The sequence below is a fragment of the Hyphomicrobium sp. genome (genome assembly GCF_009026145.1).
GTDB lineage: Bacteria > Pseudomonadota > Alphaproteobacteria > Rhizobiales > Hyphomicrobiaceae > Hyphomicrobium_A.
This window is the reverse complement of record NZ_WBUE01000014.1, coordinates 31,527-57,016: the sequence shown is the minus strand read 5'-3', so window position 1 is coordinate 57,016 and position 25,490 is coordinate 31,527. Positions and strand designations below refer to the sequence as shown.

Below are 25,490 nucleotides of genomic sequence, written 5' to 3'. Positions count from 1 at the left end.
CGCGCCGGCCTTATAGGGTTGCAGCCTTTCTCATTCCTGATCGTCGTCTCTCCCCATGGCCGTCACCGTCCGCTTCGCGCCGAGCCCCACGGGGCGTCTTCACGTAGGCAACGTGCGGACCGCACTGCTCAACTGGCTGTTCGCACGCCAGGCGGGCGGTGCCTTCCTCTTGCGCCTCGACGACACCGACGTGCAGCGCTCGAGCGAAGAATTCGCCGCCGGCATTCGCCGTGATCTCGAGTGGCTGGGCCTCGCCTGGACGCGCGAGGAGCGCCAGTCGGCGCGCACCGCTCGCTATGCCGAAGCGGCCGAGCTGCTGAAAGAGCGCGGCCGGCTCTACGCCTGCTACGAGACGGAGGACGAGCTCGACCGTAAGCGCAAGCGCCAGCTCGCGCGCGGGCTGCCGCCCATCTACGACCGCACCGGCCTCAAGCTCAGCGCCGCCGAGCGGGCGGCGCTGGAGGCCGAGGGCCGCAAGCCGCACTGGCGCTTCCGCCTCGCCAATGCCGAGGACGATCTCGTCCCGCTGCCGACCATCGTGTCGTGGAACGATCTCATCCGCGGCGACCAGACGGTCGATGTCGGCTCGCTGTCGGATCCTGTCGTCATCCGCGCCGACGGCACGTTTCTCTACACGTTCACGAGCGTGGTCGACGACGCGGATTTCGGCATCACGCACGTGATCCGCGGCGAGGATCACGTCACCAACACCGGCGTGCAGGTGCAGCTGTTCGAAGCCTTGGACAAGGAGCCGCCGGCCTTCGGGCATCACAGCCTGCTGATCGGCGCCGACGGTCAGGCGCTGTCGAAGCGCCTAGGGGCACTGTCGATCAAAAGCCTGCGCGAGGCCGGTATCGAGCCCTTGGCGCTGGCCAGCTACACGGCGCTGATCGGCACCTCCGACGCCATCGAGCCGCAGCACAGCCTCGATGACCTCGCGCGCCACTTCGCCTTCGAGAAGATCTCCACCGGACCGGCCCGCTTCGACCCCGAGGAGCTGAAGGCGCTCAACGCGCGGCTTCTGCATACGACCCCCTACGAGCAGGTCTCATCGCGGCTGCAGCAACTCGGCATCGGCGGTGGTGCTGAATTCTGGACCGCCGCGCGCGGCAACCTCGCGGTGCTGGGCGATGCCGCCGATTGGTGGCGCATCGTCAGCGGCGAGGTGCAGCCGGTCATCGAGGATCGCGAGCTGACCGAGAAGGCGGCGGCGCTGTTGCCGGCAGAGCCGTGGGGCGAGGCAACCTGGGATGCATGGGTCGCGGCGCTCAAGTCCGCCAGCGGGCGCAAGGGCCGGGCCCTGTTTCACCCGCTCCGACTGGCGCTTACGGGTTGTGAGGACGGTCCCGAGCTGAAGCTGCTGCTGCCGCTGATCGGGCGCGCCAAGGCACAGGCGCGGCTGCTCGGGCGCAGCGCGTGATGACGCGCCTCAGTGCATGATGTCCGGGCGGCGGGCATCGATCTTGCGCATGAACGCGATCGGCATCTCGCGCCCCGAAGGCAGCCCCCAGGCGCCGCGCCGCGTCTCGAGATAGCCGAGGCGCTCGAAAAGCGGAGCGGCATTGAGGGTCACGCTCGCTTCCACCGCGCTGTAGCCGGCGGCGCGCGCCTCGTCCTCGAGGTACTCGACGAGCCGTGAGCCGATGCCGTCGCCGCCGAACAGCGGATGCACGAACACGGCTAGAATACGCGCCGTCGGGCTCTTCGCCTCGCCGAGGCTCCAGGCTGCCACACCCACCATCTCCGCGCCGATGAAGGCGCCGTAGGCGCGGTTGCCGAGCAATACGTCGCTGTAGTGGGGGCTGCGCACGAACTCGGCGAACGCCTCGATCTGCGGCCCCGAGTAGTGCTCTGCCGCGCCGCGGGCGAACGCGGCGCCGACGACGTAGCGCGCGGTCGACAGATCATCGACGCTCAAGGGGCGGATCTCGAGCATATCGAGGAGGCTGTCGGCGTTGTCGGAGACGTACATCTTTGGCTTTCGCGATGCTCTTATCCGTAGCGGGTGTACGCTAAACGAGTGACAGGCGCCCGCGTGCCCTTAGCGTTGGTTCTGCGCCTCGATCTCCGAACGGGCCTCCCATCCGGTCGTCGCGCCGGTGTCGGCGCGCTTGCCGTCCCCGGCCGGTGCATCCGCTGGGACGTACTCCGCCTCCTTGCACGAGCAGCCCTTCACCAGCTCCTTGCGATAGCGGAATGCCGTCTTGAGGCTGGTGTAGGGCTCCTGCGTGCGGAAGGCGATCGACTGATCCATCGCCGCGCCGGGGTTCTGGTAGTAGTAAAGCTCCGCCGGTGCGGCGCACTTCGACTGGCACGCCTCGGCGTCCTGCTCGAAGTGGCTGGGCAGCGTCGAGAAGCTCACCGGGAAGTAATAGCCGTCGCACAGGCGCACGCACACGGTGCGGTAGGTGGCCGATGAATGCGTGCCGCTGAACGGATTCCACGGGCTGGAGAAGCTACTCTCGCCCTCGTCCTGCCAGATCGACGATTCGCGGTCGCGATCGTAGCGGCGTGCCTCCTGCACGTAGTTGGCGCCGCAGTTGTTGCGGGCCAGCTCGCGCACGATGTCGTCGCGATACGAGCGCTCGCCGGAGCTGACGATCTGCTGGCGCTGCGCCTCGAGCTCGGAAAGGCGCCGCCGGGCATCCTCGCCCTGCTGCGCGAGGTCGACGCAGCGCCGCGAGCGCCGCAGCGTCTTGGAGAAGATGAAGTACTCGTAGCAGTCGAAGCGCTCGAGGTCCGACCGGCTCTGCTCGTAGGCCTGCTCCGCCTGCTGCATCTGAGCTTCGATGGCCGGCAGTCGGTCGCGCATGCCGCTCGAGCGCTGGCCGTCCTGGACGAGGCGCTGCTCGAGTTGCAGACATATCGGGTTCTTCGTCGACCAGTTGACCGCCGGGGCGGACTGTGGCGGCGGCATCTGCGCGCCGGGGGCAGGCTCGGGGCGTGGCTGCATGGTCGGGGACTCGCCTTGCGCGGGCGGCGGCTCGCGGTAAACCGGCTCGTCGGGAATGGGCGGACGCTCGGGCTCGGAATTGCTCCACGGCCACCAGCCCTGTGCCAGTGCCGGGCAGGCAGCGGAGATTGCCGCGGCGAGGATCGCAGCGCCAAGAGCCTGCCGCCGGACACGTGCTTTACGCATTGTCAATTCTGTCCTGCCGTGGGCCCCTGCCACCACCGGACCCTTTGCTTGGCTGGTGCGGTGCAACTATGGACACCATGGGCTAGGGGGTCAATGCGGAGCAATTGGGGCGACTGGTCGCGCTATCCCGCGGAAAACCAAAGCCAAGGGCCAAGTTAACTCGGTGCTCGCTTGACGAGTGAAGCCGAGTTTGCGCATAACGGCGGCCATGAAGCGCAAGCTGCCCACACACGCCGTCAATCTGTGCGGCATTATCATTATTTCGAGCTAGCAATCACCGCTGGCGCGCGGCGCGCTTCTTTGCCCAAATCCTGAGACAGAGAAAACGCCCCGCCAGCGGCTCCCGGGGACCTAGGGACCGTCATGGCCGAAGCGCATCCTCTGATGCTCTACAACACGCTGACGCGCCGCAAGGAGGAGTTTGTGCCTCTCAATGCGCAGAACGTGCGCATGTACGTGTGCGGGCCGACCGTCTACGACTACGCGCACATCGGCAATGCGCGGCCCGTGATCGTGTTCGACGTGCTATTTCGCCTTCTGCGCCAGATGTACGGCAAGGAGCACGTCACCTACGTGCGCAACATCACCGACGTCGACGACAAGATCAACGCCCGCGCCGCCGAGGAGGGCGTGTCGATCCGCGCGCTCACCGAGCGCACGGCCAAGCAGTTTCACGAGGATATCGCGGCCCTCGGCGTGCTGCCGCCGACGGTCGAGCCGCGTGCTACGGAGCACATCGAGGAGATGAAGGCGCTGATCGAGGCGCTCATCGCCAAGGGCCATGCGTACGTCGCCGAAGGCCACGTGCTGTTCCACGTCCCCTCGATGCCCGACTACGGCAAGCTGTCGAACCGCTCGCTCGACGAGATGGCAGCCGGGGCCCGCGTCGAGGTGGCGCCCTACAAGAAGGACCCGATGGACTTCGTCTTGTGGAAGCCGTCGAAAGCGGGCGAGCCGTCGTGGCCGTCGCCGGCCGGCATCAAGGAGCCGGGGCGCCCGGGCTGGCACATCGAGTGCTCGGCCATGGCCGAGAAGCACTTGGGCGAGGTGTTCGACATCCACGGCGGCGGCATCGACCTCGTCTTCCCGCACCACGAGAACGAGATCGCGCAATCGCGCTGCGCGCACGCAACCCCTGTCATGGCGCAGTACTGGCTGCACAACGGTTTCCTGCAGGTGGAAGGCGAGAAGATGTCGAAGTCGCTCGGCAACTTCATCACCATCCACGACCTGTTGAAGGAGTGGCCGGGCGAAGTGGTGCGTTTCAACATGCTGCGTACACACTATCGCCAGCCCATCGACTGGACGAAGAAGGGCCTCGAGGAATCGCAGGCGACGCTCGATCGCTGGGGCGAGATCAGCGACCGCATCGGCGGCTCGCTGGTCGAGGGGCTGCTGCCCGACCTCGCCGTCATCGAGGCCCTCAAGGACGATCTCAACACGCCGCTCGCCATCGCGCGGCTGCATGAGCTCGCCAAGGAGGCGCGTGGAGGTAACGAGTCGGCCGGCGAAAAGTGGCTGGCTTCCGCCGAATTTCTCGGTTTCGACGTGTCGCGCTGGCACGCCCGCGCCCAAAGCTCCGAGCTCGTCGAGGTGACCGACCCCGAGCTTGCCCTAAGCGTCAAATCGCTGGTGGCGCAGCGCGGGGAGGCGCGCAAATCGAAGAACTTCAAGGAGGCCGATCGCATCCGCGACGAGCTGGCGGCGCGCGGCGTAATCTTGAAAGATGCCAAGGATCCGGCGACCGGTGAGATCGTCACAACCTGGGAGTTGGCGCGATGACAGCAGAGCAGGCTGAGGCACGCGAGTGGAGCGGCGGCTGCCAGTGCGGCGCCGTGCGTTTCAAGGTGGAAGGACCCTTGGGCGAGCCGAGCGTCTGCTACTGCCGCATGTGCCAGAAGGCGACCGGCGGCGCCTTCGGGCTTTACGTGCGCGTCGACTACGCCAAGCTGAAGTGGACGCGCGGAGCGCCCATGCACTTTGTCTCCTCCAACGTCGCGCGCCGCGGCTTCTGCGAGAAGTGCGGCACGCCGCTGACATGGGAGTTCAAGGACTGGCTGGATGTGACCGTCGCTTCGTTCGACGAGGCGGCCAAGATCGAACCCGTGGTGCAGATGGCGATGGACGAGCAATACCCTTGGCTGTGGCGGCTCGACGCCATCGCGGTGCGCGAGCCTGCGTCCGATCCGGAGTATGCAACTTATCTCGCCTCGGTGGTCTCCTATCAGCACCCCGACCACGACACCGAGGTCTGGCCCCCGGAAGGACGCAAGGCATGAGCGAGGATTGGCACAAGGACACACCGGAACCGCGCCACTGGCTGTTCTACGTGCTGGTGAAGATCGGCATCGCCGCCTTCGCCATCTGGGTGGCGGCGCGCAGCTTCGGATACGTGTGAGTCAGTGATGAGCAAGGAACGGCTTTACCTGTTCGATACGACGCTGCGTGATGGCGCGCAGACGACGGGGGTCGACTTCTCCGTCGAGGACAAGCGCCGCATCGCCGCCGTGCTCGACGAGCTGGGCGTCGACTACGTCGAGGGCGGTTTTCCAGGTGCCAACGCCACCGACACGCAGTTCCTCGGCGAGCCGTCGCTGCTGAAGACGGCGAAGCTCACCGCCTTCGGCATGATCAAGCGGGCCGGGCGCTCGGTGTCGAATGACCCGGGCCTGCAGGCGGTGCTGGCTTCGCGCGCGCAAGCCATTTGCCTCGTCACCAAGTCGTGGGACTATCACGTGCGCGTCGCCCTCGGCATCAGCAACGAGGAGAATCTCTTGGCGCTCGAGCAGTCGGTGAAGGCCGTCGTCGAGACCGGCCGCGAGGCGCTGATCGACTGTGAGCACTTTTTCGACGGCTACAAAGGCAATCGCGACTACGCGCTCGCCGTTGCCCGCACCGCCTATGAGGCGGGAGCGCGCTGGGTGGTGCTGTGCGACACCAACGGCGGCACGCTACCGCACGAGGTGGAGCGCATCGTCGGCGAGGTGGCGAAAGTGGTGCCCGGCGCGCACCTCGGCATCCATACCCATAACGACACCGAGAACGCCGTCGCCAACTCGCTGATGGCCGTACGCGCCGGTTGCCGCCACGTGCAGGGCACGCTCAACGGCATCGGCGAACGCTGCGGCAACGCGAACCTCACCTCCATCATCCCGACGCTGCTCTTAAAGAGCGAGTTCGCCGACCGCTTCGAGACCGGCGTCACGCCCGAGCGGCTGCGCACGCTGACGCACGCCAGCCGCGTCCTCGATGAGATCCTCAATCGCAATCCGGATCGGCACGCGCCCTACGTCGGCGAGAGCGCCTTCGCCACCAAGGCCGGCATCCACGCCTCGGCCATCGTCAAGGAGCCGCAGACCTACGAGCACATCGCACCGGAGGCGGTGGGCAATCAGCGGCGCCTGCTCGTCTCCAAGCAGGGCGGCAGGTCGAGCATCCTTGCCAGCATCGAGCGGTTGGGCATCCCGATCGGCAAGGACGACAGCCGGGTCACGAAGCTGCTCGAGGAGGTCAAGCAGCGCGAGGCCGCCGGCTACTCCTACGAGGCGGCGGAAGCCTCCTTCGAATTGCTGGCCCGCCGCATGCTGGAAAGCGTTCCGCGCTACTTCTCCGTCGACAGCTTCCGCGTCATGGTCGAGCGCCGCCACAACGCGCGCGGCAAGCTCGTCACCGTGTCGGAGGCGATCGTCAAGGTGTTCGTCAACGGCGACAACGAGCCGCTGTGGTCGGTCGGCGAGGGCAATGGCCCCGTCAACGCGCTCGACCGCGCGCTGCGCAAGGACCTCGGCCGCTACCAGAAGCACATAGATGGCGTCGAGCTCGTCGACTACAAGGTGCGTATCCTAACGGGTGGCACTGAGGCCGTGACGCGGGTCCTGGTCGAGAGCCACGACACGCTCACCGGCAACCGCTGGTTCACCGTCGGCGTTTCGCCCAACATCATCGACGCGAGCTTCGAGGCGCTGCTCGATTCGATCAACTACAAGCTGATGAAGGACAACGCCCAGGCCGCGTGAGGAAGAGAGCGCCGCCCGGGCTTCTGACGGGGAGCGCCAGGAGGTTTGCCATCGAACCGGCGCAGAGCGGTCTGCGGGCGATCCCGCGCGGCGTGTGGGTCCTGGGCCTCGTCAGCCTGCTCATGGACGTCTCCTCGGAGATGATCCATGCATTGTTGCCGATCTATCTCGTCGTCGTGCTCGGCACCTCGGCGCTCACCGTCGGGTTCATCGAGGGCATCGCCGAGGCGGCGGCGCTGATCACCAGGATCTTCTCCGGGGCGCTTTCCGACTGGCTCGGGCGGCGCAAGCTGCTGGCGGCGATCGGTTATGGCTTGGCGGCCTTCACCAAGCCGATCTTTCCGCTCGCCAACAGCGTCGGCTGGCTCGTCGCGGCCCGGTTCATCGATCGCGTCGGCAAGGGCATCCGCGGCGCGCCGCGCGACGCGCTCGTCGCCGACCTCACCCCGGCGCCGCTGCGCGGCGCTAGCTTTGGCCTGCGCCAGGCGCTCGACACCGTCGGCGCTTTTCTTGGACCGCTGATCGCCATCGCCCTCATGATGCTGACGGGCGACAACTTCACGCTCGTCTTCTGGGTCGCAGTCATTCCTGCCTTCGCCTCGCTCGGCCTCATCGTCTTCGGCGTCGGCGATGCACCGCGCACGCAGGTGGAGAACGGGGCCAAGCGCCTGCACTGGCGCGACGCAAAGAACCTCTCCGCCGCTTTCTGGGCAGTAGTGGCGGCGGGAACGCTGCTGACGTTGGCCCGGTTCAGCGAGGCATTCCTTCTGCTCAGGGCGCAAAATGTCGGTCTCGGGGCGGCACTGATCCCGTCGATCCTTGTCGTCATGAACATCGCCTACGCCTTCTCCGCCTATCCCGCCGGCGCCGCCTCCGACCGCATCGGCCGCAACGGCGTGATGGTGGCAGGTATCGCGCTGCTCATGATTGCCGATCTCCTGCTCGCGGCGGCGACGTCGCTGCCTCTCGTTTTCATCGGCACTATCGTCTGGGGGCTGCACATGGGCTTCACGCAGGGGCTGATCGCGACGCTCATCGCCGATACGGCGCCGGCAGACCTGCGCGGAACCGCTTTTGGCCTCTTCAACCTCGCGGCGGGCATCGCCACGCTGCTATCGAGCGTTATCGCCGGCGTGCTGTGGGATGTCGGTGGGCCGGCGATGACCTTTATCGCCGGGGCGGTCTTCGCGGGCGTTGCGCTGGCGGCATTCATCGGCCTCGCGCGCTGGCAGATTGCGCGCTCGCACGGGATGGACCGCGGCGCAGCCTAGGCGGCCTCTCAGCGGACGCCGCGCATCAGGTGCTTCAGCCATGGGATGAGCGCGACGAGGGCCAGCGTCGCCGCCCCGACCATCGACGCCTGCTGCAGGAAAAACGTCGACAGGGCGCCGGGGTCGCTGGCCGTGAAGCCGCCGCCCAGCACGCCGGCGAGCTTGTTGCCCCAGGCCATGGAGAGGAACCAGACGCCGAGCACCAGGCCGACAAGTCGCGCCGGCGCCAGCTTGGTGATGGTGCTGAGGCCTACCGGGCTCAGGCACAGCTCCCCGACCGTCTGCAAGAAGAACAGCCCCACCAGCCACAGCGGGCTGACGCGCCCTTCGGCGGTGAGCATCGCCGCCGGCACCATGAGCAGGAACGACAGACCGAGAAAGAACAGCCCGAAGGCAAACTTCACCGGGCTCGATGGCTGGCGCGGTCCGAGCCGCAGCCAGAGGAGCGCGAACAGCGGCGCCAGGAGGATGACGAACAGCGGGTTGAGCGATTGATACCAGGCGGCTGGGAAGGACCAGCCGAACACCTCGTTGCGCGTCAGTTCGAGGCCGAAAAGGGCGATGCTGATGCCGGCCTGCTCGAAGATGGCCCAGAAGAGCATCGACGCGATGAAGAATACGAACATCGCGGCCATGCGCTCGCCATCGATATCGCCGCGCGCCGCGAACCAGAAGATGGCCGCGACCGGCAGCAAGAGGAATGCCGCGCGCAGCCACTGGAAGCGCGGCTCGTCGGAGAGCACCGTGAGCCCCATGATGGCGAGCGCGCCGACGATGACGATGAAGCTCGTCGCCCACGATCCGCCGGCCACTGGCGGCGTGCGTCCCACATTTTCCAGGCGCTTGGCCTGCAGCACGTAGCCGATGAGCCCGAGGGTCATGCCAACGCCGGCGGCGCCGAAGCCCCAGTGCCAGCTGGCGGCCGGATCAAAACCGTTGGCGGCGAGCCAGCTCTTGAACAGATCGCTCTGGGCGAGGAAGCCGGTGACGAGCGGCGCCAGCAGGCCGCCGATGTTGATGCCCATGTAGAAGATGGAGAATCCAGCGTCGCGGCGCTCGTCGGCCGGCGCGTAAAGGCCGCCGACCATGGCGCTGATGTTGGGCTTGAAGAGGCCGGTGCCGAGGGCCACGAGGGCGAGCCCGAGATAGAATGTGATCTCGGCCGGTACCGCCAGCGTAAAGTGGCCGAGCGCAATGATCGTTCCGCCGATGATCACGGAACGGTGCGCGCCGAGATAGCGGTCGGCGATGAAGCCGCCGGGGATCGACAGCAGATAAACGGCCATCGTGTAATTGCCGTAGATGCGCGCCGCCTCGACGGCGGAAAGCCCAAGCCCGCCGGCCGGCATCGGCGCGACGATGAACAGCGTCAGCAGCGCGCGCATGCCGTAGTAGGAGAAGCGCTCCCACAGCTCAGTGAAGAACAGCGTCGAGAGGCCGCGCGGCTGTCCCGCAAATGCCATCGTCCCCGAACTGCCGGCGCCCGCGCCCGTTTCTGCCATTCTTTGTCGTTTGCCCCGCCTGCTTGGTTCAGCAACGTTCCGCAATGGGCACAATAGCTACAAGTTCTTTTACTGGACACCAACGGATCGGGCGCAGGCTGAGCGCAATACGCGGCAATCTCGCCACCAACTCCTCCGATGGAACAGGTGCGATTCCCTACGGCGCATCTGAAGGAAGGTCACCCAGGATGAACACCAACGCCATCTTTGCGATCGCGACTGTTCTCGCACTCGGCGGTTCTGCGACCACGTCCGTCGCGCGCAATTTGCCCACAAACGAGCCTGGCGCGGCGCCGGCGACCGCTTCGGGCATGTCGATGCCGAAAGATTCCTCGATCAACTATGGCTCGCGTGCTCAGGTGCGGATCTATCGCCCTGACGGCATCTACGACGTCCGCGACGGATACTATGTGCTCAGCCCCTCGGGTTTCGGCGACGCTGACACCGATACGCCGGACGATTGATTGCTGCACTCAACTTGGCGGTGCGTGGTCAGGAGGGCGCCCCCGACGGGCGCCCTTTCTATCTCGGCCCTCACTTGTCCAGCAGGCGCCGCGCCGCTTCCTCCGGGCCGATGGCGCCGGCGAGCACCTGGTCGGCGAGGGTGTCGAGCGCTGTGGGGCCACCGGCGCGCACGCGCTCTGCAACGAGGTCGGAGGCGGCACGGGCAATGAGGTAGCGCGCCCGCCGCCGCCGTCGCGCCAGCGGGCCGGCAGTCTCAAGCTCGCGCCCCATCGTGGAGACGGCCGCGACGAGCTGCTGCACGCCTTCGCCGGTCGTCGCCGTCGTCTTGAGGACGGGCACGGAATGACGCCGCATGGCGCGGATCGACAGCGCCCCGACGAGCTGCTGCAGCGTCTGTTCGGCCCCGGGGCGGTCGCCTTTGTTGACCACCATGATGTCGGCGATCTCGAGCAAGCCCGACTTCATCGCCTGGATGTCGTCGCCCAGTCCGGGCGCGGAAATGACGACGCGCACATCGGCCACCTCGGCGACGTCGATCTCGCTCTGTCCAGTGCCGACCGTCTCGAGAAGAATGACGTCGCGGCCTGCCGCGTCGAGCGCGTCGATGACGCGGACGGCGGCCGGCGACAGTCCACCCAGGTAGCCGCGGCTCGCCAGCGAGCGCACGAAAACGCCGTCGTCGTCGAGCGCCGCCGTCATGCGGATGCGGTCGCCGAGGATGGCGCCACCCGAGACCGGGCTCGAGGGATCGACGGCGATGACGCCGACGCTCTTGCCCGTGCCGCGCAGCTCGGCGATCACGGCGTTGACGAGCGTCGACTTGCCGGCGCCGGGCGGCCCAGTGAAGCCGACGACCAACGCGTGCCCGAGGTAGGGCTGCATGGCGCGCAACAGGATCGGCGCCGCCGTCGAAAGCCGCTCCAGCTCGGTAATTACCAACGCGGTGGCGCGCCGCTCGCCGGCGCGCATCTTGTGCACGAGGGCCGTGGCCTGAGCATCGGTCTCGATGCGCTCCCTGGCCCCAGAGGTCGTCGTCTCAGCCATCACCGGCTGATACGCGTAAACGGCCAGGGCGCGCAAGCGCGGCCTGCTGCCTCGTCCCCTGGAACCACAGCTACTGCCGTCGCTAGAACCATACGCCCGGCCAGCGATAGCGCGGCCGCATTTCGATGGGGCCGACGCCGATGAGCGAGATGCGCGGTCCTTCGGCGATGTCGAGCGGCGGCATGGGCGGCGCCTGGAAGGTGTTGAGTCGGGCGATGCGCCGCTCGGACGGCGGTGGGGCAAAGCGCAGCATCGACGGCAGCGGCACCTTGCGCGCCGGCACCGGCGGGATGAGGTCCTCGAGTGGCGAGCCCGGCGAAGCGTCGAGGCGCGAGATGGCGGAAGCGACGCCGAGCGGATCGCCGGTCAGCAGCGCCGCCGCCCGATCGACTTCGATTTCGCGCGCGCGCGACAGGGCGAGCTGCAGAAGCGTCATCAAGGCCGGTGCGAGGATCAACAGCACGACGCTGAGCCACGGCACTGGCTCCCCGCCGCCGATGCCGCGCAGAAGGTTGAGAGCAGCCAGCGCCAAGCCGATGTAGTAGAGGCCTTGCGCACAGCGTGTGACGACGTCGGCAATGCCGAGCACGAGGAGATCGCCGCGTTGCGCGTGCGCCACCTCACGCGCCAACACGGCCGCAACCTCGCGCATGGTCAGACGGCGCAGCAGTCCTTCGGTGAGGGCCGTGGCGAAGCGCTGGGAGGAGCCGACGGAGAAAGCGCTGAGCAGCATGCTCGGTACGACGTAGAGCCGCGGCGCATAGCGCAGGCCGGCACGGCGCGCCAGCTCCGCCGTGATGTGGTCGAACTGAGCGAGGTCCCCGGCCTGGTAGGGGCGCGCGCCGTAGATCAGCATCATCATGCTTGGGGCGATGCGTGTCGCCAGCACGACGATGCCGGCGGCCGCCAGCACGGCGATGGCCAGGGCGCCGCGCCCGAACTCCGGCCACAGGACGCCGGCAGTGAGCGCGCCGAAGCCGCCGAGCAGCACGGCAGCCTGCGCGTAGTTGGCGAGAGCTGCACCACGCTCGATAGGCCGACTCGGATTATGCTCCGCTTCCATTGTCATGCCGGGCATCAGAGCCTAACCCGCGAGCCGTAGCATGGAATTCTTCATCGCCTTCTTCAATTTTGCCCTCGCCATGTGGCTCGCATGGCGCCATGAGGCCCCCTCGGCGACCTACGTGTTCTTTGCCGGCCTGGTGTTTACCGCCGCACTCTATCTGCGTCACGCGACCGATGCGCTGCCCCTGTCGTTCTAGGGAGCTGTAGTGGTGGATATGAGCCCGAAACTGGCGATCACCCTCAATGCTTTGGCGCTGTACGCCATCTCGGTGGTACTACTCGTCGCCTTCTATTGGCAGCTCGCCTACGACGAGCTGCCCTGCCCCCTGTGTCTGTTGCAGAGGGTGGCTTTTACGGCCCTCGCCGTCGGCCCGATCCTCAACATCCGCCACGGCCCGAGGCCGCAATACTACGGGCTCGTCGTCATCGCGGCGCTGATGGGGGGCGCCATCGCCGCCCGGCAAATCCTCTTGCACATCATGCCGGGAGATGTCGGCTACGGCTCCGCCTTGCTCGGCTACCACTTCTATACCTGGGCGTTCCTCGGCTTTGTGGCAGCGATCCTCGCCGCCAGTGTGATGCTGATGTTCGCCCGCCAGTTTGCGCCGTCGCAGACCGCCTCCATGCGCGGCCCGTTCGAGAACGCGGCGGTATGGCTGATCATTGCCCTCACGGCGCTCAATGCGGCAAGCGCGCTGGCCGAGTGCGGTCTTTCGGGCTGCCCGGCGAACCCGGTTCGCTACCAGTTGCTCAACTGAGGCGGCCGGCTGGCGTCAGAACTTCGCCAGCACCGTCTCGTCCGACGGGGCCGGGCGCTTTTCCCAGGCGCCGACGATCGTCGGCACGATCTTGCCGGCGTCATCGACCACCGTGAAACGCACGTCGAGGCCAGGGCGGATGAAGGTATCCGCCTTCATGTGCGTCAGCAGGCTGAGGAAAGGTGTCCAGAAGCGATCGATGTTGGCGACGACGACCGGCTTGGTGTGGCGGCCGAGCTGCACCCAGGTGAGCTGCTCGACGAGCTCCTCGAGCGTGCCGACGCCACCCGGCAGCGCCACGAATGCGTCCGAGCGGTCGAACATCAGCCGCTTGCGCTCGTGCATGTCCTCGGTGACGATGATCTCGTCGACGTCGCGCATCATCGCTTCCTTCTCGACGAGGAAGCCGGGGATGATCCCGGTCACGCGACCACCGTGCTCGAGCGTTGCGCGCGCCACCTCACCCATCAGGCCGAGGCTGCCGCCGCCGTAGACGAGGCCGATGTCGTTGCGCGCCAGCGCCTCACCCAGCGTTCGGGCCGCCTCCCTGTAGGTTGAGTTGAGACCCAGCCCCGAGCCGCAGTAGACGCACACGTTGCGCGCGCCGTCCGCGATCTTCTTCTTTCCGTTCAACCGCTTCTTGCTCATTCAAACTTCCGTCGTTTCAACAAATTGCCCCATGGGGGATGTCTAATATGGGTATCGGCAGCGGCGTGTGACAGCGCCGCCCAAGGACGCCAGCGGCTAGGGTCGCTCCGTTATCCGATTTTTTGATGTCGGTTTGGCGCGCTGCCGGAGTTGTGCTTAATGGGGTGCCGTAGCAGGCGGCAGTCTCAGAGAACCGCCATAAACAACGGGTATCCCGCCGTATGCCGGCGAGGATCAACGGGAGCGGAAAACGCTGATGACGGGTATGCGTTCCCTCTTCGTGCTGGCGATGCTCGGCGCGCAGGGCGCCGTCGCGGCCGACAATGAGCCGCCGCATGATGCGCCAGCACTGCGCCAGCGGGCCGAGGATCTGGCGCGCGCCGCCTCGCAGCGCTTCACCGACATTCTCGCCGGCGAGACGCAACCGCAGACGGCACAAGGCGCGGCACCGCAGGCACCGACGGATAGGCGCGACGGCGAAGCAGGCACCTTTGCGCCGGTCTGGGATTGGTTGGCGCGCTCGGCAAAATCCTATGACGACGTGGTGATCGCGCAGCTCAAGAACTCCGATGGCTGGACGGTCATCGTGCAGCGCGCGGGTGAGACGACACCGGTGCCGTCATCGCCGCCCCCGGCCGCCGAACCGGAGCCGCCGCAGCTCCGTGGCTGGAGCGGCCTGATGGAGATGGCGCGCGATTGGCTGGCGCGTGCCAATCGCTCCTACCGCACCCAGATCGTCACACCGCTGCGCGAGCCGGCGGCAGGAACGGCGCCGAGCGAGACCGCACCGGTCGCGGCCGAAGAGCAGATCAAGCGCGAAGCAGAAGCCGAGGCGGAGGCACGCCGCCGGTCCGCCGCCGCCAAGCGCGCAGCCGAGGAAGCCGAGGCCAAGCGCGAGGCTGATGCCGCGGCCGAGCGTGAAGTCGCGGCCGCCGCGGCAAAGCGGGCAGCCGAGGAGGCGGAGTCAAAGCGGCGCATGCAGGAGCAGGCTTCCGACGCTCAGCGTCGGGCGAATGAGGAGAAGCGCCGCGCGGCGGTCGCCGAAGCCGAGCGCAAGGCCAAAGCCGAGGCACGTGCCAAGCTCATCGCGGAGGCCGCGGAGGCGCGCCGCAAGGCAGATGCAGAAGAAAAGCGGCGAGCCGCCGAGGCGGAAGCCAGTCGCAAGGCCGAGGAGGCCAAGCGGCAGGCCGCGGAGGCCGATGTCGCCGAGCGCAGGGCCGTGGCGGAGGCCGAGGCCGAAGCCAAGCGCAAGGCCGAGATCGATGCCGAGGCAACGCGCCGCTCGCAAGCGGCTGCGCGGGCTAAGGAAGCAGCGCGCGCCGAGATCGCCAAGGCGCCAACGGCGCCGGCTCCCACTGCGTCGCAGCCCTCACCGCCGCCCACGCCGAGCGCGAGGGAAGCTGGAACCCCGAGCGCGGCCGCGCAGCCTCCGCTGCCGATCGCCAAGGAGAACTCCGCCGTAGCGGTGGCGCCCGCAACCTCCGAGGGAGAGAGGCCCGCGGCACCGTCGGCGTCGCGTGACGCCACGCCCAAGGCGCGCGAGGAAACGGTGGTGGCCGAGGCACCGCCGCCGCCGACCGCAAAGAAGAAGGTGGCGAAACGCTCGGTCGCCAAGTCACGCGCCAGCAAGAAGAAGGCGTACGCCTACCGGCACAAGAGCCGCCACGCCCACAAGCATCGCAAACCGCGCCGGGGCTACGCGCACGTCCGCAAGCGCTTCCTCCAGCCGGTCGACCTCCTGTACGTGGAGCGCCACTGTGCGTGCCGCTGCGGTCGCGTATTCGCCAAGCCGCACAGGACCCACCGCGTCCGGCACGTCTATGCACCCGTGCGCGTCTATGCCGGGCGCCCTTATCGCGTGCGCCCGCACAAGCACCATCCCGGGCGGCTTACCTATCGGCGCCACCGCCACTATATTGACTGAGGCCGTCCCAGACGCCGCTTAGATCAAAAGTCTGCCGATGCCGCTTGCGCGCGTCGGTGTTGCCGCGCGCAATAACCAACCGTCCAGCCAAGCAGGTCTCATGTCGTTTCCGCCCGCGATCCCGGCCGCTCCCAGCGACGAGCGCGAAGAGGACTATTCGGCCGCGCGTGCCAGCCATTGGGACGCCCTGCTCGGGCTGCTACCGCTGGTGTGGCCGGCGAACCGCGCCGATCTGCGCGCGCGCGTTGTGCTCGCCTTCGGCGTGCTGCTCATCGCCAAGCTGGTCACCGTCGCGGTGCCCGTCTTCTACAAGGACGCCACCGACATGCTGACGGCGGCGGCCGGCAAAGGCGCCGCGCTCGACGTCGGTAGCAGCGTCATGATCGGCATCGTCATGCTGATCCTCGCCTATGGCACGGGCCGCGTCCTCATGATGGCGCTGACCCAGGTGCGCGATGTCATCTTCACCGAGGTAGGGCAGAACGCCGTCCGCCAGCTCAACAACCGCACCTTCGAGCACCTGCATCGATTGTCGCTGCGCTTTCACCTCGAACGGCGCACCGGTGGGCTGTCGCGCGTCATCGAGCGGGCGACGCGCGGCGTCGAGCTCATCATCCGCATGGGCATCTTGAACGTGGTGCCGACGGCGCTCGAGCTGCTGCTCGTCTCGGGGATGCTGCTCTACTACTTCGATTGGCGCTACGTGGTGATCATGTTCGCCACGGTTGCCGCTTACATGTGGTTCACGTTCGCCGCCAGCGAGCGGCGCATCGCCATCCGCCGCGAGATGAACGAGAGCGACACCGAGGCCAACACCAAGGCGATCGACAGCTTGCTGAACTTCGAAACGGTGAAATACTTCGGCAACGAGGAGCTGGAGGCGCGCCGCTTCGATGCCTCGATGGCGCGCTACGAGCGGGCGGCGATCAAGACCTTCCGCTCGCTCGGCGTGCTCAACACCGGCCAGATGCTCATCTTCACCGTCGGCATGACGGCCTGCATGCTGCTCGCCGCACGCGGTATCGTTGCCGGCACGCACTCGGTCGGCGAGTTCGTGATGATCAACGCGCTGCTCATCCAGCTCTACATGCCCCTCAACTTCATGGGCATGGTCTATCGCGAGATCAAGCAGGGGCTCGTCGACCTCGAGGCTATGTTCGCGCTGCTCGGTGAGCGCCCCGAGATCAAGGACCGCCCCGGCGCCAAGCCGCTCCTCGTCACCAAGGGCGAAATCCGCTTTGACGACGTCACCTTCGCTTACGATGCGGGCGGTCGCCAGGTGCTCGGCAACGTCGCCTTCACCGTGCCGGCGGGCAAGATGGTGGCCATCGTCGGGCCGTCGGGTGCCGGCAAATCGACCATCAGCCGCATCCTGTTCCGCTTCTACGACATAGAGCGCGGGCGCGTGACGATCGACGGGCAGGACATTCGCGACGTGACGCAAAAGAGCCTGCGCGCCGCCATCGGCGTGGTGCCGCAGGACAGCGTGCTGTTCAACGACACCATCTTCTACAACATCAAGTACGGCCGCCCGGACGCCACCGATGCGGAGGTCTATGCGGCGGCGAGGCTGGCACAGGTCGACGCCTTCATCCGTACGCTGCCGCAGGGCTACAAGACCATGGTCGGCGAGCGCGGATTGAAGCTGTCGGGCGGCGAGAAGCAGCGCGTCGCCATCGCCCGCACCATCCTCAAGGGCCCACCCATCCTCATCCTCGACGAGGCAACGAGCGCGCTCGACAGCCACACCGAGAAGGAGATCCAGGATGCCCTCGACCAAGTGGCGCGCGATCGCACCTCGCTCGTTATCGCCCACCGGCTGTCGACCATCGTGCACGCCGACAACATCCTGGTGCTCGACAAAGGGCGACTCGTCGAGCAGGGCACGCACGGCGAGCTGATCGCGAAACGCGGCCTCTACGCCAGCCTGTGGACGCGTCAACGGCAGGCGGAGAAGGCGCGCGAGGAGCTGGCGCACGTGCTCGAGGATGCCGAGCGCGAAGGCGCGCTGCGCGCCGAGGACATCCGTCTGATGACGGCGAAGTAGGAAAACAAGACGCCGGCCGCCTGGGGAGCGGCCGGCGCGGGCAGACGGCGAACGGGTGCCATCCAGGGATCGTCGTCGACCCGATCGGTTGCGTCAGGGATTGAGCTGCTTGAGGAGCTCGTCCCAACGCTTCTTGGCGCCCCCAGGCGCCTTGAAGGCATCAAGCTGGTCCTTGTTGGTGTTGGTCGGCTCGCCGGCTACGATCAGCGCCACCATCCCCATGGTGTAGTGGGGGCGACACTTGATGCCGTAGATGCCCGGCTTCTCGGCCACGAACTCGGCGTCCTGGTTCATCTCGCCCTTGAGCGGCTCGACGCCCTCCGGCCACACCTCCGTGATCGCCTCGGCATTGTGGCTCTTGTCGACAATGACGAATTTCACCGTGTCGCCCGGCGCCACCTTCAGGAATTCGGGCTCGAACACCATGAACTTGCCCTTGCCATTGGTGTTCTTGATCTTGATCTCGTGCTCGGCAGCGAGCGCGGCAGAGCCGGCCCAAGCGAGCGAAAGTGCAGCCATAGTCGCGAGCCTTGCGAACCTCATGTACCGTCCCCCGAAGTATCTATACCAAAAAAGTATAGAAAGAGGGCCGCAGCTGTCAATGCGTCGGCCGTTGCGGAGCGAGTCAATTTGTCGGGCTGCGCCTGAGACGCGTCAGCGCACCGGCAGCCGTTCTGAGCTAGGCTTGCGCCAGGAGCGAGGTTTGGGCGCTCGCAGATGGGATATGCAATGTGGGAGCAACTCAGGCCTTGGCTCGAGGCGCGCGGGCGCGAGGCGGTGCATGCAGCGGCCCTAGCGGCGCGGCTCTTGGGCCGCGCGTTGCTCTCTACCTGGACGTTGGTGCGACCGGCAGTGGTGCTGACGCTCAACGTTGTCGCCGCGCTCATCCTCCTGTTCGAGGAATGGGGCTGGCGACCCCTATCGAACCTCGTTGCCCGGCTGGCCCGCTTTCCGCTGTGGGCGAAGACCGAGCTGTGGATCGCCGGTCTGCCGCCGTACGGCGCACTCATGGCGCTGGGTGTGCCGAGCGCTATCCTCATTCCGGCCAAGCTGCTCGGCGTCTATCTGCTCGCCACCGGCCATCTCATCACCGCGACGATGGTCATCGTCGCCGCCAAGCTCGCCTCGACGGCGCTCATCGCCCGCATCTTCCTGTTGACCAAGCCGGCACTGATGCAAATGGGGTGGTTCGCGCGCACTTATGAAACCTTCGTGCCTTGGCAGGAGGCGCTGTTCGCGCGCATCCGCGCGTCGTGGGTTTGGCGCTACGGCCGCATCGTCAAATGGCGCATGGGCAACTACCTGCGCGACGCATGGCGGCGATGGCGCCCGCGGCTCGAGGCGGCATGGCGCGAAATGCAGCCGCGAATTGCCGATCTCGGCCAGCGTCTGCGTGCTGGAGCACGCGATGTGTGGATGCGCCTCGCCAGCGCACGCCGCGGCGCGCCGCGCCAGCTGCCGCCGCCCGGGCGAAACCGCTAGGCGACGCTGAGCGGCACCTTCTCGACCGTAGTGGTGCCGCCGTCGTCGAGCCAGGTCAGCGTCAACGTGCCTGGCCCTGGCACCTTCAAGAAGAAAGCGATGTAGGGATTGGCGGCGATGCCGGAGCCGAGGGTGGCGGAAAACACCTCCTCACCCTCGAAGCTCGCCGTGAACGTATGGATGATGTCGCGCGGGATGATGTTGCCCGCAGCGTCCTTGCGGTTGCCCGTCTCCATGACGTGCGTCGCCAGCGTCTTGATCTCGACGATCTCGCCGGGGTTGATGGCCTCTGGCAGCTTGATGCGCGGCGGCTTCTTCATCATCGCTCCATCCTCAGATCCCGCAGCCGCCGACCTTCACGTCGACCTTGCGCCGCGTCATCAGGATGCGGCCGTCGCTCAGCTCGGCGATGGCGACGACGTCCTGCGTCTTGGCGAGGCGCATGCGGCTGGTCACGCGCGCCTTGCCCGACAACAGCGTGAAGCGGAAGGTGGCCACGGCGGCGCGGGGGTTGGCGGTCGATAGAAGGTGCACCGCCTCGACGTAGCTCTCCGGCGTCATGGAGCTGTCTACCGCCAGCGCCACTGGCACGTAGTCGCCGTTGTCGACGCTCTCCGGCAGATCGAGCATCAGGCCGGCCTCTTGTGGGGTCGCTTTGCCAAGCAAAGCCTCGAGTGAGGCCTTGAACTCGGCGCTTTCCTCGGCCGCCGCCTCGGCGCGTACGCCATCGAGGAGTACCATGAGCGCCGCGGCCGCGCTGGCGTGAAGCAGAAAAGTTCGTCGGTCGAGCATCTTACGTTTATCGTCCCGCGGCGCCATGCATATCGACAACGGGTATGTTGCCGGGGCTTCCCGGCCCGGCATACGATATCGGTAACGACGGGCCGGGAACAAGGCACCACGACATGATCGATCGCAGGGAGTTCGGGCGGCTGTTCGGAGGAGCGGCGCTGGCAGCGGCAAGTCCGGCGCTCATCGGTGCTCCAGCGCTCGCCAAGGGAGGGGCCAGGGTCGTCATCGTCGGCGGCGGGGCTGGGGGTGGCACCGTTGCCCGCATCCTCAAGACCGAGGAACCGCAACTCGACGTCACCGTCATCGAGCAGCGGCCCATCTACACGTCCTGCTTCAACTCCAACCACTTCTTCGGCGGGTTCCGCACCTTCGCCTCGCTGCAGCACAGCTACGACGGGCTCAGGAAGCTCGGCATTAACGTCGTAACCGACACGGCCGCGGCAATCGACACCGGCAAGAGAAGCGTCAGCCTGGCCGGCGGCGCGACGCTTCCCTACGACCGGCTCGTGCTCTCGCCCGGCATCGACTTCAAATACGACGCCATCGAAGGCTATTCGGCGGCGGCCGCCGAGATCATGCCGCACGCCTGGAAGGCAGGTCCGCAGACGCTGCTGTTGATGAGGCAGCTCGAGGCCATGGACGACGGCGGGGTCGTGATCATGACCGTGCCGGCTAATCCATACCGCTGCCCACCGGGGCCCTACGAGCGCGCCTGCATGATCGCGCATTTCCTCAAGACGCATAAGCCCAAGTCGAAACTAGTGATCCTCGATGCCAAGCCGACCTTCTCCAAGCAGGGGGCGTTCGAGGAGGCGTTCGAGAGGTACTATGCCGGCATCATCGATCTGAACCTGACCAACGAGATCGACGATTTCCGCGTCGTGCGCGTCGATCCCAAGACGATGGAGGTGCAGACTGCCTCGGGTACGAAGCTGAAGGGCGCGGTCGTCAACGTCATCCCGGTGCAAACGGCGGGCAACATCGCCATCCAGGCCGGCTGCGCCGACCCCGGCGGCTGGTGTCCGATCAGGCCGGAGAACTTCTCCTCCGCCAAGGTCGATGGCATCTACGTCATCGGCGATGCCGCCATCGCCGTCGAGATGCCGAAGTCGGCGTACACCGCCAACAGCCACGGCAAGGTCGTCGCCGCCGATATCCTCGCCGCGCTGGCCGGCGGCGAGCCGGCTGTCGCGCGCTACCGCAACACCTGCTGGTCGCTGCTCGCCGCGGATGATTCGATCAAGATCGGCGCCGACTACACGCCGGGCGAAAAGGACGGCAAGCCGATCCTGGTTCCGAACGGGCCGTTCGTGTCGCAGAAGGGGGAAAGCGCCGAGGTGCGGCGGAAGAATTACGCCGAGGGCCTCGCTTGGTACCACGCCATCATCGCCGATGCCCTCAACGACAACACCGCTCTGTCTCACAAGGGCTGATGCGCAAGGGCGCCAGCGGCGCCCGGGCTATGCCGGCACGAGCAGGGCAGCACCGGCGAGGAGCAGCAGCGCCGCCGACGGGTTCGCCAGGTTGGCGCCGAAGGGGGCGAGCTTTTCGAGCAGGACCAGCACCGCGAGCCCCGCAATCCACACGAGATTCATGATGCCGGCGGCAAACAGCAGTAGCATCAGCGCCCAGCAGCAGCCGAGACAGTAAGCGCCATGCAGGACCCCCAGACGGAACGCACCGCTGCGTCCGCGGCGCCAGTGCCGCGACAAGAATTCTGCGGGCGAGCGACATTGCGCTAGGCAGGCCATCTTGAGCGGTGATAGCTGGTAGAGGCCGGCGGCAATCAGCAGCCCCGCCGTGAGCCAACGCTCCGTCGACCACATCATCATGCCGTCGATGAGTCCCGATCGCTCGAGGGCGAACTGCAGGGCCGTGGCGAGGGCACTGAAGCCGAGCCACGCAACGAGGTAGCCTGCGCCGAAATCGGCGGTGGGGACTAACGCGCCTTCGTCCATGCTGTTTCCGTGGCGGACGACGCGGGCGTACAGCAGGATCGTGGGCGCCGCACTCGGAACCATCATGGCGATCATCATCACCCACCACATGGCGAGCATGGTGAGCCAGTACGCAGGCGACCAATCCCCTTGCATCATCAACGCCGGGCGCGGGGGTGGAAACTGCCACGTCGTCATGGCGAGGGTGCTCATGCCGGTGCCAGAGCCGACAAGCACCCAGAGCCACGCGAGGCCCGTCAAGACGGCGAGCGCGCCCCAGATGATGGCCCGCTCGCGCCGCAGTAGCAATTCAAGCGCGCGCTCGGCCATACCTCAGCGCACCATACCGGTGTGGCAGAGATGGATGTGCGCGAACTGTCCGTAGGTATCGGCGAGCTCGTAGCTGACCGGACCCTGCGTCGTCGACCAGCCGCGCCCGATCTCTGCAGCGGCGAACTCGAAGCCATTGGGCTGCTCGATGCGCACCCGGTGCTCGGCCCCGGTGATGGGGTTCACGATGGGCGCCCCGCGCATCTCGAGGACGCCGTCGATGCGGGCGCGCGCCGTGCGTGCCTCGATGTCGAGCTCTAAATCGATGTCGGCGATGATCGGCTCGTGCAGCGTATCGCAAGTGGAGGCGAAGATCTGGAACACCGTCGCCCCAGGCTCGGTGTCCTCGCCGCGCAGGATGCGTCGCAACGCTTCGTGCTGCTCAGCCGTGGCGCGCTTATCGATGACGTGCACGCCCTCACCTTTGCCTTCGTGAATGGGTCCGGGCCAGCGGAAGATGCCCGCTGCCTTGAGGCCGTCGAGCCGGGTCGTTCCGTGATGACCCTTCTCGATGTCGAACACCGCAAGCCCGCGGCAGTCTCCATGCGTGGGAAGCGCGTTGAACTGGCAGGGACAGCCATAGGCGCAGTTGCAGTTGCCGAACTCGCGGCCTTTGATCTCCCAAGGTGTCATGAGGTCCTCCTTTGCGCGCGAGCTTCTACGCCAGTCGTTGGCGCTTCCGCCGAATATGCGCCCGTACGGCAGCGATGCAAGCCGCTCGGAAAGTTGCGGTCGGTGAAGCGGCCACCAGGGAGCGACCTGCTGCACGGGCCGCTGGCGGCATAGGGCAAGGTAGTCGGCGAGCACGGCGCTGCCCCAGCACCGCGCCGTTGATCGAGTTGCCACTTTCCCAGCCGAAGATGCGGGGGCTGGTCGGGCAGCCTGCGCATGAAGATCAGATCGAGATCGACCCACACGCCCAGTCTTTGTTCCAGCCCCCGATGCGGAAGTGATCGCTAAAGTGGTCGGGCTTCTTCTGCTGCAAAGGACCGAGAGAAGCGTCGTAAAGCACTTCGCGCGCATCCTCGATGCGGGCATCGAGGCGCTGTTGCCTCAACTGCGCGGGCTCATAGGAGCAGATTGTCAGATCGTGGCCCCGTAGCAAGCTCCATCTACGTGACCGGCGCCGACCAATAAGCGAAGACTCGCACCCCACCCCGTGAAAGAAGCCGGAACTCCGTACGTCAGTCGATACGCAGAGGGCTGGGGGGTTCGCAAGCTGAAATATGCAACGCCACGTGGCGATTGCCGTGCCGCAACAGAAACGCCGGTCACAGCCAATATGCTCTGACCGGCGCTCCATGCTTAACGTCGACGGTGGCTACGCGGCCTGGGCGTAGTAGCTCTTCAGCCCGCTCATCACCTTCTGCTTGTCAAATTCGGCGCCCATCTCCAGCATGGCGTCGGCAAAGCGGCTGACGATCTCGGAGATCTGCTCCGGCGACAGCTGATTGAGGATGCCGATGCGGATCTGCACCGGCTCGGACAGCGTGGGCCAGATGCCGAAGCCCTTGGCGCGGGCGCCGGCCACGAGGTCCTTCTCCTTGCCCTTGAGCTTGCCCGGCAGATTGAGCACGACAAGGCTCGTCATATTCGACGTGACGTCGCAGCCCATGGCCTCGACCGCTTGCCTCAGCGCGCGCTCGTGATAGGCGTAGTCGGACGCTTTGCGGCGGCGGCCGTAGCCGAGGATGATGCGCAGCGCCTCGTGGAAAGCGGCCACCGCGTAACACGAATGCGTCTGGTGGTAGACCGCGTTCGGTACGTCCTTGCCGTCGACGATGCCCCAGTGGCGGGCGTCGAGAATCGGGTGATGCACGTACGTGCGGCAGCCCCGCTTCTTGACCATCTCGATGGCCTTGTCGGTGAAGCTGACCGGCGCGTAAGTGAGCGGCAGCGACAGCACGCCCTTCTGCGGGCAGGACGCCCACGCGACGACGCCGGGGTAGTCGTCGATGCTGAAATCGGCGACGCCGAGGCTCGATACGGCATCGACAATGCCCATCACGCCGTGCTTCAGGCAGGCATCAGAGAAGCCCTTCAGGTCATTGATGCGGCCCGAGCCCGTCTCCCAGTGGGCCATGAACGCCCACATGGGCTTCTTCTCGGCCAGCGCCTTATCGACCGTCTCGCCGGTGACCGACTGGCCATGCGGCGTCTCGACGATCGTCACGCTGGCCGGCTTGGGGTTGAGAGAATCGGCAGCCAGTTCCTCGGCCGTCGCCGCCTTCATGCGGATCGTGAGGCTGTCGATGCCCGAGAACGTGCCGTTGGGGAAGGCGACGACCTTGTCGCCCGGCAGGATCAGGGACAGCACGCAGTCGAGGCCGGAGAAGCCCGTGCCGGCGACGCCATAGGTATAGACGTTCTTGGTGCCCCACAGATCGCGCAGCATCTCCTTGGCTTCGAGCATGCCGCGCACGACGTCTTTCTGCATGTGGTCGGCAACGCCCGTCTTGGCGAAGCGCTCGAGCACGCGCGGGTCGGTGTTGCCCGGTCCCGGGCCGGCGGCGAGAGTCTCAGGGATCTCTAGAGTTGGATAAATCTTCATTGCATCCTCCGATTGCTCGCGCGCGGGGTCGTTCGACTTCTGTCCTGGCCGCAAGGCGATTTCCGACGAAAGTAGTAGGGCAGACCCAGCACCGGCGGCAAGGTAAGAAACGTCGCTTGCGGTGCGCCGCAACGTGAGGCCGGGCGTTTCTGCGACGCAACAGCGGCGCGGGGCGTTAAGGTAGTGGAACGGAGGTTGCAGTCGCATCAGGGAGCTGACGATGATCGGAGCCAACTCGATAGGCGTGGGTCGGTGCTACGTGACGCCCAACCGCGAGGTGTGGAAGGTCGTGGAGCTCGACGGCCAGAAGCTCACCTACGTGGCGCGTGGTAAGCTGGCCTTTCCGACGTGGGACGAGGAGTCGCGGCGCCACACGACGCGGGAGACTTTCGCCAGGGACGTCGAGCGGGAGGTTCCCTGCGACTGGCACGCGCCCTGAGCTGCGGCTGGGCGCCCTGATGGTGAAAGGCAAAAGCCTCGCCGCAATCCAAACAGGGAGTTAATCGGCAAGGCGTATCA

At 66.7% G+C, this 25,490-nt stretch carries 27 protein-coding genes; 14 read left to right on the top strand and 13 right to left on the bottom strand.

Annotated features, from left to right (window positions below; all coding sequences use genetic code 11):
• The first annotated feature begins 55 nt into the window (after positions 1-55).
• Entirely contained in the window at positions 56-1,420 is a 1,365-nt protein-coding gene (gltX, locus tag F9K20_RS12225) for a glutamate--tRNA ligase (protein WP_291001888.1), read from the top strand.
• Positions 1,421-1,429: 9 nt separating this feature from the next.
• Here gltX and F9K20_RS12220 read toward each other — a convergent pair whose 3' ends face one another.
• Together F9K20_RS12220 and F9K20_RS12215 are read right to left on the bottom strand one after the other, a co-directional pair.
• A complete protein-coding gene (locus F9K20_RS12220) occupies positions 1,430-1,972 on the bottom strand; it encodes a GNAT family N-acetyltransferase (RefSeq protein ID WP_291001885.1) in 543 nt (180 codons plus the stop codon).
• A 69-nt stretch (positions 1,973-2,041) separates the two neighbouring features.
• Positions 2,042-3,139 carry a DUF2865 domain-containing protein gene (locus F9K20_RS12215; RefSeq protein ID WP_291001882.1) on the bottom strand — a complete coding sequence of 366 codons (1,098 nt, stop codon included), beginning with the start codon at positions 3,137-3,139 and terminating at the stop codon, positions 2,042-2,044.
• A 363-nt stretch (positions 3,140-3,502) separates the two neighbouring features.
• Between F9K20_RS12215 and cysS the strand changes: the two genes are divergently transcribed.
• Genes cysS through F9K20_RS12190 form a run of 5 tightly spaced genes read left to right on the top strand, consistent with a single transcriptional unit; the run spans position 3,503 to position 8,426 of the window.
• Complete coding sequence (cysS, locus tag F9K20_RS12210) at positions 3,503-4,921, top strand: cysteine--tRNA ligase (RefSeq protein WP_291001879.1); 1,419 nt, start codon at positions 3,503-3,505, stop codon at positions 4,919-4,921.
• Entirely contained in the window at positions 4,918-5,418 is a 501-nt protein-coding gene (locus F9K20_RS12205; RefSeq protein ID WP_291001876.1) for a GFA family protein, read from the top strand. Before cysS ends, F9K20_RS12205 begins: the two co-directional genes overlap by 4 nt.
• Positions 5,415-5,537 (top strand): hypothetical protein, encoded by a 123-nt coding sequence (locus tag F9K20_RS12200; protein WP_291001873.1) that lies wholly within the window; start codon positions 5,415-5,417, stop codon positions 5,535-5,537. The genes F9K20_RS12205 and F9K20_RS12200 overlap by 4 nt, the downstream gene beginning before the upstream one ends.
• Positions 5,538-5,544: 7 nt before the next feature.
• Positions 5,545-7,155 (top strand): citramalate synthase, encoded by a 1,611-nt coding sequence (cimA, locus tag F9K20_RS12195; protein ID WP_291001870.1) that lies wholly within the window; start codon positions 5,545-5,547, stop codon positions 7,153-7,155.
• A gap of 50 nt (positions 7,156-7,205) precedes the next feature.
• Positions 7,206-8,426 (top strand): MFS transporter, encoded by a 1,221-nt coding sequence (locus F9K20_RS12190; RefSeq protein WP_291002004.1) that lies wholly within the window; start codon positions 7,206-7,208, stop codon positions 8,424-8,426.
• A gap of 8 nt (positions 8,427-8,434) precedes the next feature.
• On the opposite strand, the gene F9K20_RS12185 is transcribed toward F9K20_RS12190, so the two are convergent.
• Entirely contained in the window at positions 8,435-9,928 is a 1,494-nt protein-coding gene (locus F9K20_RS12185) for a peptide MFS transporter (RefSeq protein ID WP_291001867.1), read from the bottom strand.
• Positions 9,929-10,116: 188 nt separating this feature from the next.
• Between F9K20_RS12185 and F9K20_RS12180 the strand changes: the two genes are divergently transcribed.
• Entirely contained in the window at positions 10,117-10,392 is a 276-nt protein-coding gene (locus F9K20_RS12180) for a hypothetical protein (protein WP_291001864.1), read from the top strand.
• Between the two features lie 70 nt (positions 10,393-10,462).
• On the opposite strand, the gene meaB is transcribed toward F9K20_RS12180, so the two are convergent.
• Both meaB and F9K20_RS12170 read right to left on the bottom strand, forming a co-directional pair.
• Positions 10,463-11,473: a methylmalonyl Co-A mutase-associated GTPase MeaB gene (gene meaB, locus F9K20_RS12175; protein WP_291001859.1), complete on the bottom strand. Its 1,011-nt coding sequence runs from the start codon at positions 11,471-11,473 to the stop codon at positions 10,463-10,465.
• A 46-nt stretch (positions 11,474-11,519) separates the two neighbouring features.
• A complete protein-coding gene (locus F9K20_RS12170; RefSeq protein ID WP_291001857.1) occupies positions 11,520-12,515 on the bottom strand; it encodes a zinc metalloprotease HtpX in 996 nt (331 codons plus the stop codon).
• A gap of 25 nt (positions 12,516-12,540) precedes the next feature.
• On the opposite strand from F9K20_RS12170, the gene F9K20_RS12165 reads away from it, so the two are divergent.
• Entirely contained in the window at positions 12,541-12,699 is a 159-nt protein-coding gene (locus tag F9K20_RS12165) for a DUF5993 family protein (protein ID WP_291001854.1), read from the top strand.
• Between the two features lie 18 nt (positions 12,700-12,717).
• Positions 12,718-13,260 carry a disulfide bond formation protein B gene (locus F9K20_RS12160; protein ID WP_291001851.1) on the top strand — a complete coding sequence of 181 codons (543 nt, stop codon included), beginning with the start codon at positions 12,718-12,720 and terminating at the stop codon, positions 13,258-13,260.
• Between the two features lie 15 nt (positions 13,261-13,275).
• Here the strand turns inward: F9K20_RS12160 and F9K20_RS12155 are convergent, their stop codons facing one another.
• Positions 13,276-13,908: a TIGR00730 family Rossman fold protein gene (locus F9K20_RS12155; RefSeq protein WP_291001848.1), complete on the bottom strand. Its 633-nt coding sequence runs from the start codon at positions 13,906-13,908 to the stop codon at positions 13,276-13,278.
• 256 nt (positions 13,909-14,164) lie between these two features.
• Between F9K20_RS12155 and F9K20_RS12150 the strand changes: the two genes are divergently transcribed.
• The gene (locus F9K20_RS12150) at positions 14,165-15,832 is read left to right on the top strand and encodes a hypothetical protein (protein WP_291001845.1); all 1,668 of its coding nucleotides are present in this window, start codon (positions 14,165-14,167) and stop codon (positions 15,830-15,832) included.
• 100 nt (positions 15,833-15,932) lie between these two features.
• Complete coding sequence (locus tag F9K20_RS12145; protein WP_291001842.1) at positions 15,933-17,879, top strand: ABC transporter ATP-binding protein/permease; 1,947 nt, start codon at positions 15,933-15,935, stop codon at positions 17,877-17,879.
• A gap of 93 nt (positions 17,880-17,972) precedes the next feature.
• Here the strand turns inward: F9K20_RS12145 and F9K20_RS12140 are convergent, their stop codons facing one another.
• Positions 17,973-18,398, bottom strand: a complete 426-nt coding sequence (locus tag F9K20_RS12140) for a pseudoazurin (protein ID WP_291001839.1) — start codon at positions 18,396-18,398, stop codon at positions 17,973-17,975.
• A gap of 198 nt (positions 18,399-18,596) precedes the next feature.
• Between F9K20_RS12140 and F9K20_RS12135 the strand changes: the two genes are divergently transcribed.
• Positions 18,597-19,361, top strand: coding sequence for a hypothetical protein (locus tag F9K20_RS12135; RefSeq protein ID WP_291001837.1), 765 nt, complete (start codon positions 18,597-18,599; stop codon positions 19,359-19,361).
• Here the strand turns inward: F9K20_RS12135 and soxZ are convergent.
• Positions 19,358-19,684, bottom strand: coding sequence for a thiosulfate oxidation carrier complex protein SoxZ (soxZ, locus tag F9K20_RS12130; RefSeq protein WP_291001834.1), 327 nt, complete (start codon positions 19,682-19,684; stop codon positions 19,358-19,360). The two genes, F9K20_RS12135 and soxZ, sit on opposite strands and share 4 nt — an antisense overlap.
• Before the next feature lie 10 nt (positions 19,685-19,694).
• A complete protein-coding gene (locus F9K20_RS12125) occupies positions 19,695-20,153 on the bottom strand; it encodes a thiosulfate oxidation carrier protein SoxY (protein ID WP_291001831.1) in 459 nt (152 codons plus the stop codon).
• A gap of 113 nt (positions 20,154-20,266) precedes the next feature.
• On the opposite strand from F9K20_RS12125, the gene F9K20_RS12120 reads away from it, so the two are divergent.
• A complete protein-coding gene (locus F9K20_RS12120; protein WP_291001829.1) occupies positions 20,267-21,586 on the top strand; it encodes an NAD(P)/FAD-dependent oxidoreductase in 1,320 nt (439 codons plus the stop codon).
• 27 nt (positions 21,587-21,613) lie between these two features.
• Here F9K20_RS12120 and F9K20_RS12115 read toward each other — a convergent pair whose 3' ends face one another.
• The 4 genes from F9K20_RS12115 to F9K20_RS12100 all read right to left on the bottom strand — a co-directional run bounded on the left by F9K20_RS12115 (position 21,614) and on the right by F9K20_RS12100 (position 24,971).
• Positions 21,614-22,420 carry a DUF2182 domain-containing protein gene (locus F9K20_RS12115; RefSeq protein ID WP_291001827.1) on the bottom strand — a complete coding sequence of 269 codons (807 nt, stop codon included), beginning with the start codon at positions 22,418-22,420 and terminating at the stop codon, positions 21,614-21,616.
• 3 nt (positions 22,421-22,423) lie between these two features.
• Complete coding sequence (locus tag F9K20_RS12110) at positions 22,424-23,053, bottom strand: DUF1326 domain-containing protein (protein WP_291001824.1); 630 nt, start codon at positions 23,051-23,053, stop codon at positions 22,424-22,426.
• Between the two features lie 262 nt (positions 23,054-23,315).
• Positions 23,316-23,477, bottom strand: a complete 162-nt coding sequence (locus F9K20_RS12105; RefSeq protein ID WP_291001822.1) for a hypothetical protein — start codon at positions 23,475-23,477, stop codon at positions 23,316-23,318.
• 264 nt (positions 23,478-23,741) lie between these two features.
• Positions 23,742-24,971 carry an aminotransferase gene (locus F9K20_RS12100; RefSeq protein ID WP_291001819.1) on the bottom strand — a complete coding sequence of 410 codons (1,230 nt, stop codon included), beginning with the start codon at positions 24,969-24,971 and terminating at the stop codon, positions 23,742-23,744.
• A 220-nt stretch (positions 24,972-25,191) separates the two neighbouring features.
• On the opposite strand from F9K20_RS12100, the gene F9K20_RS12095 reads away from it, so the two are divergent.
• On the top strand, positions 25,192-25,410 hold the full coding sequence (locus F9K20_RS12095; RefSeq protein ID WP_291001816.1) for a hypothetical protein: 219 nt from the start codon (positions 25,192-25,194) through the stop codon (positions 25,408-25,410).
• Positions 25,411-25,490 lie beyond the last annotated feature (80 nt).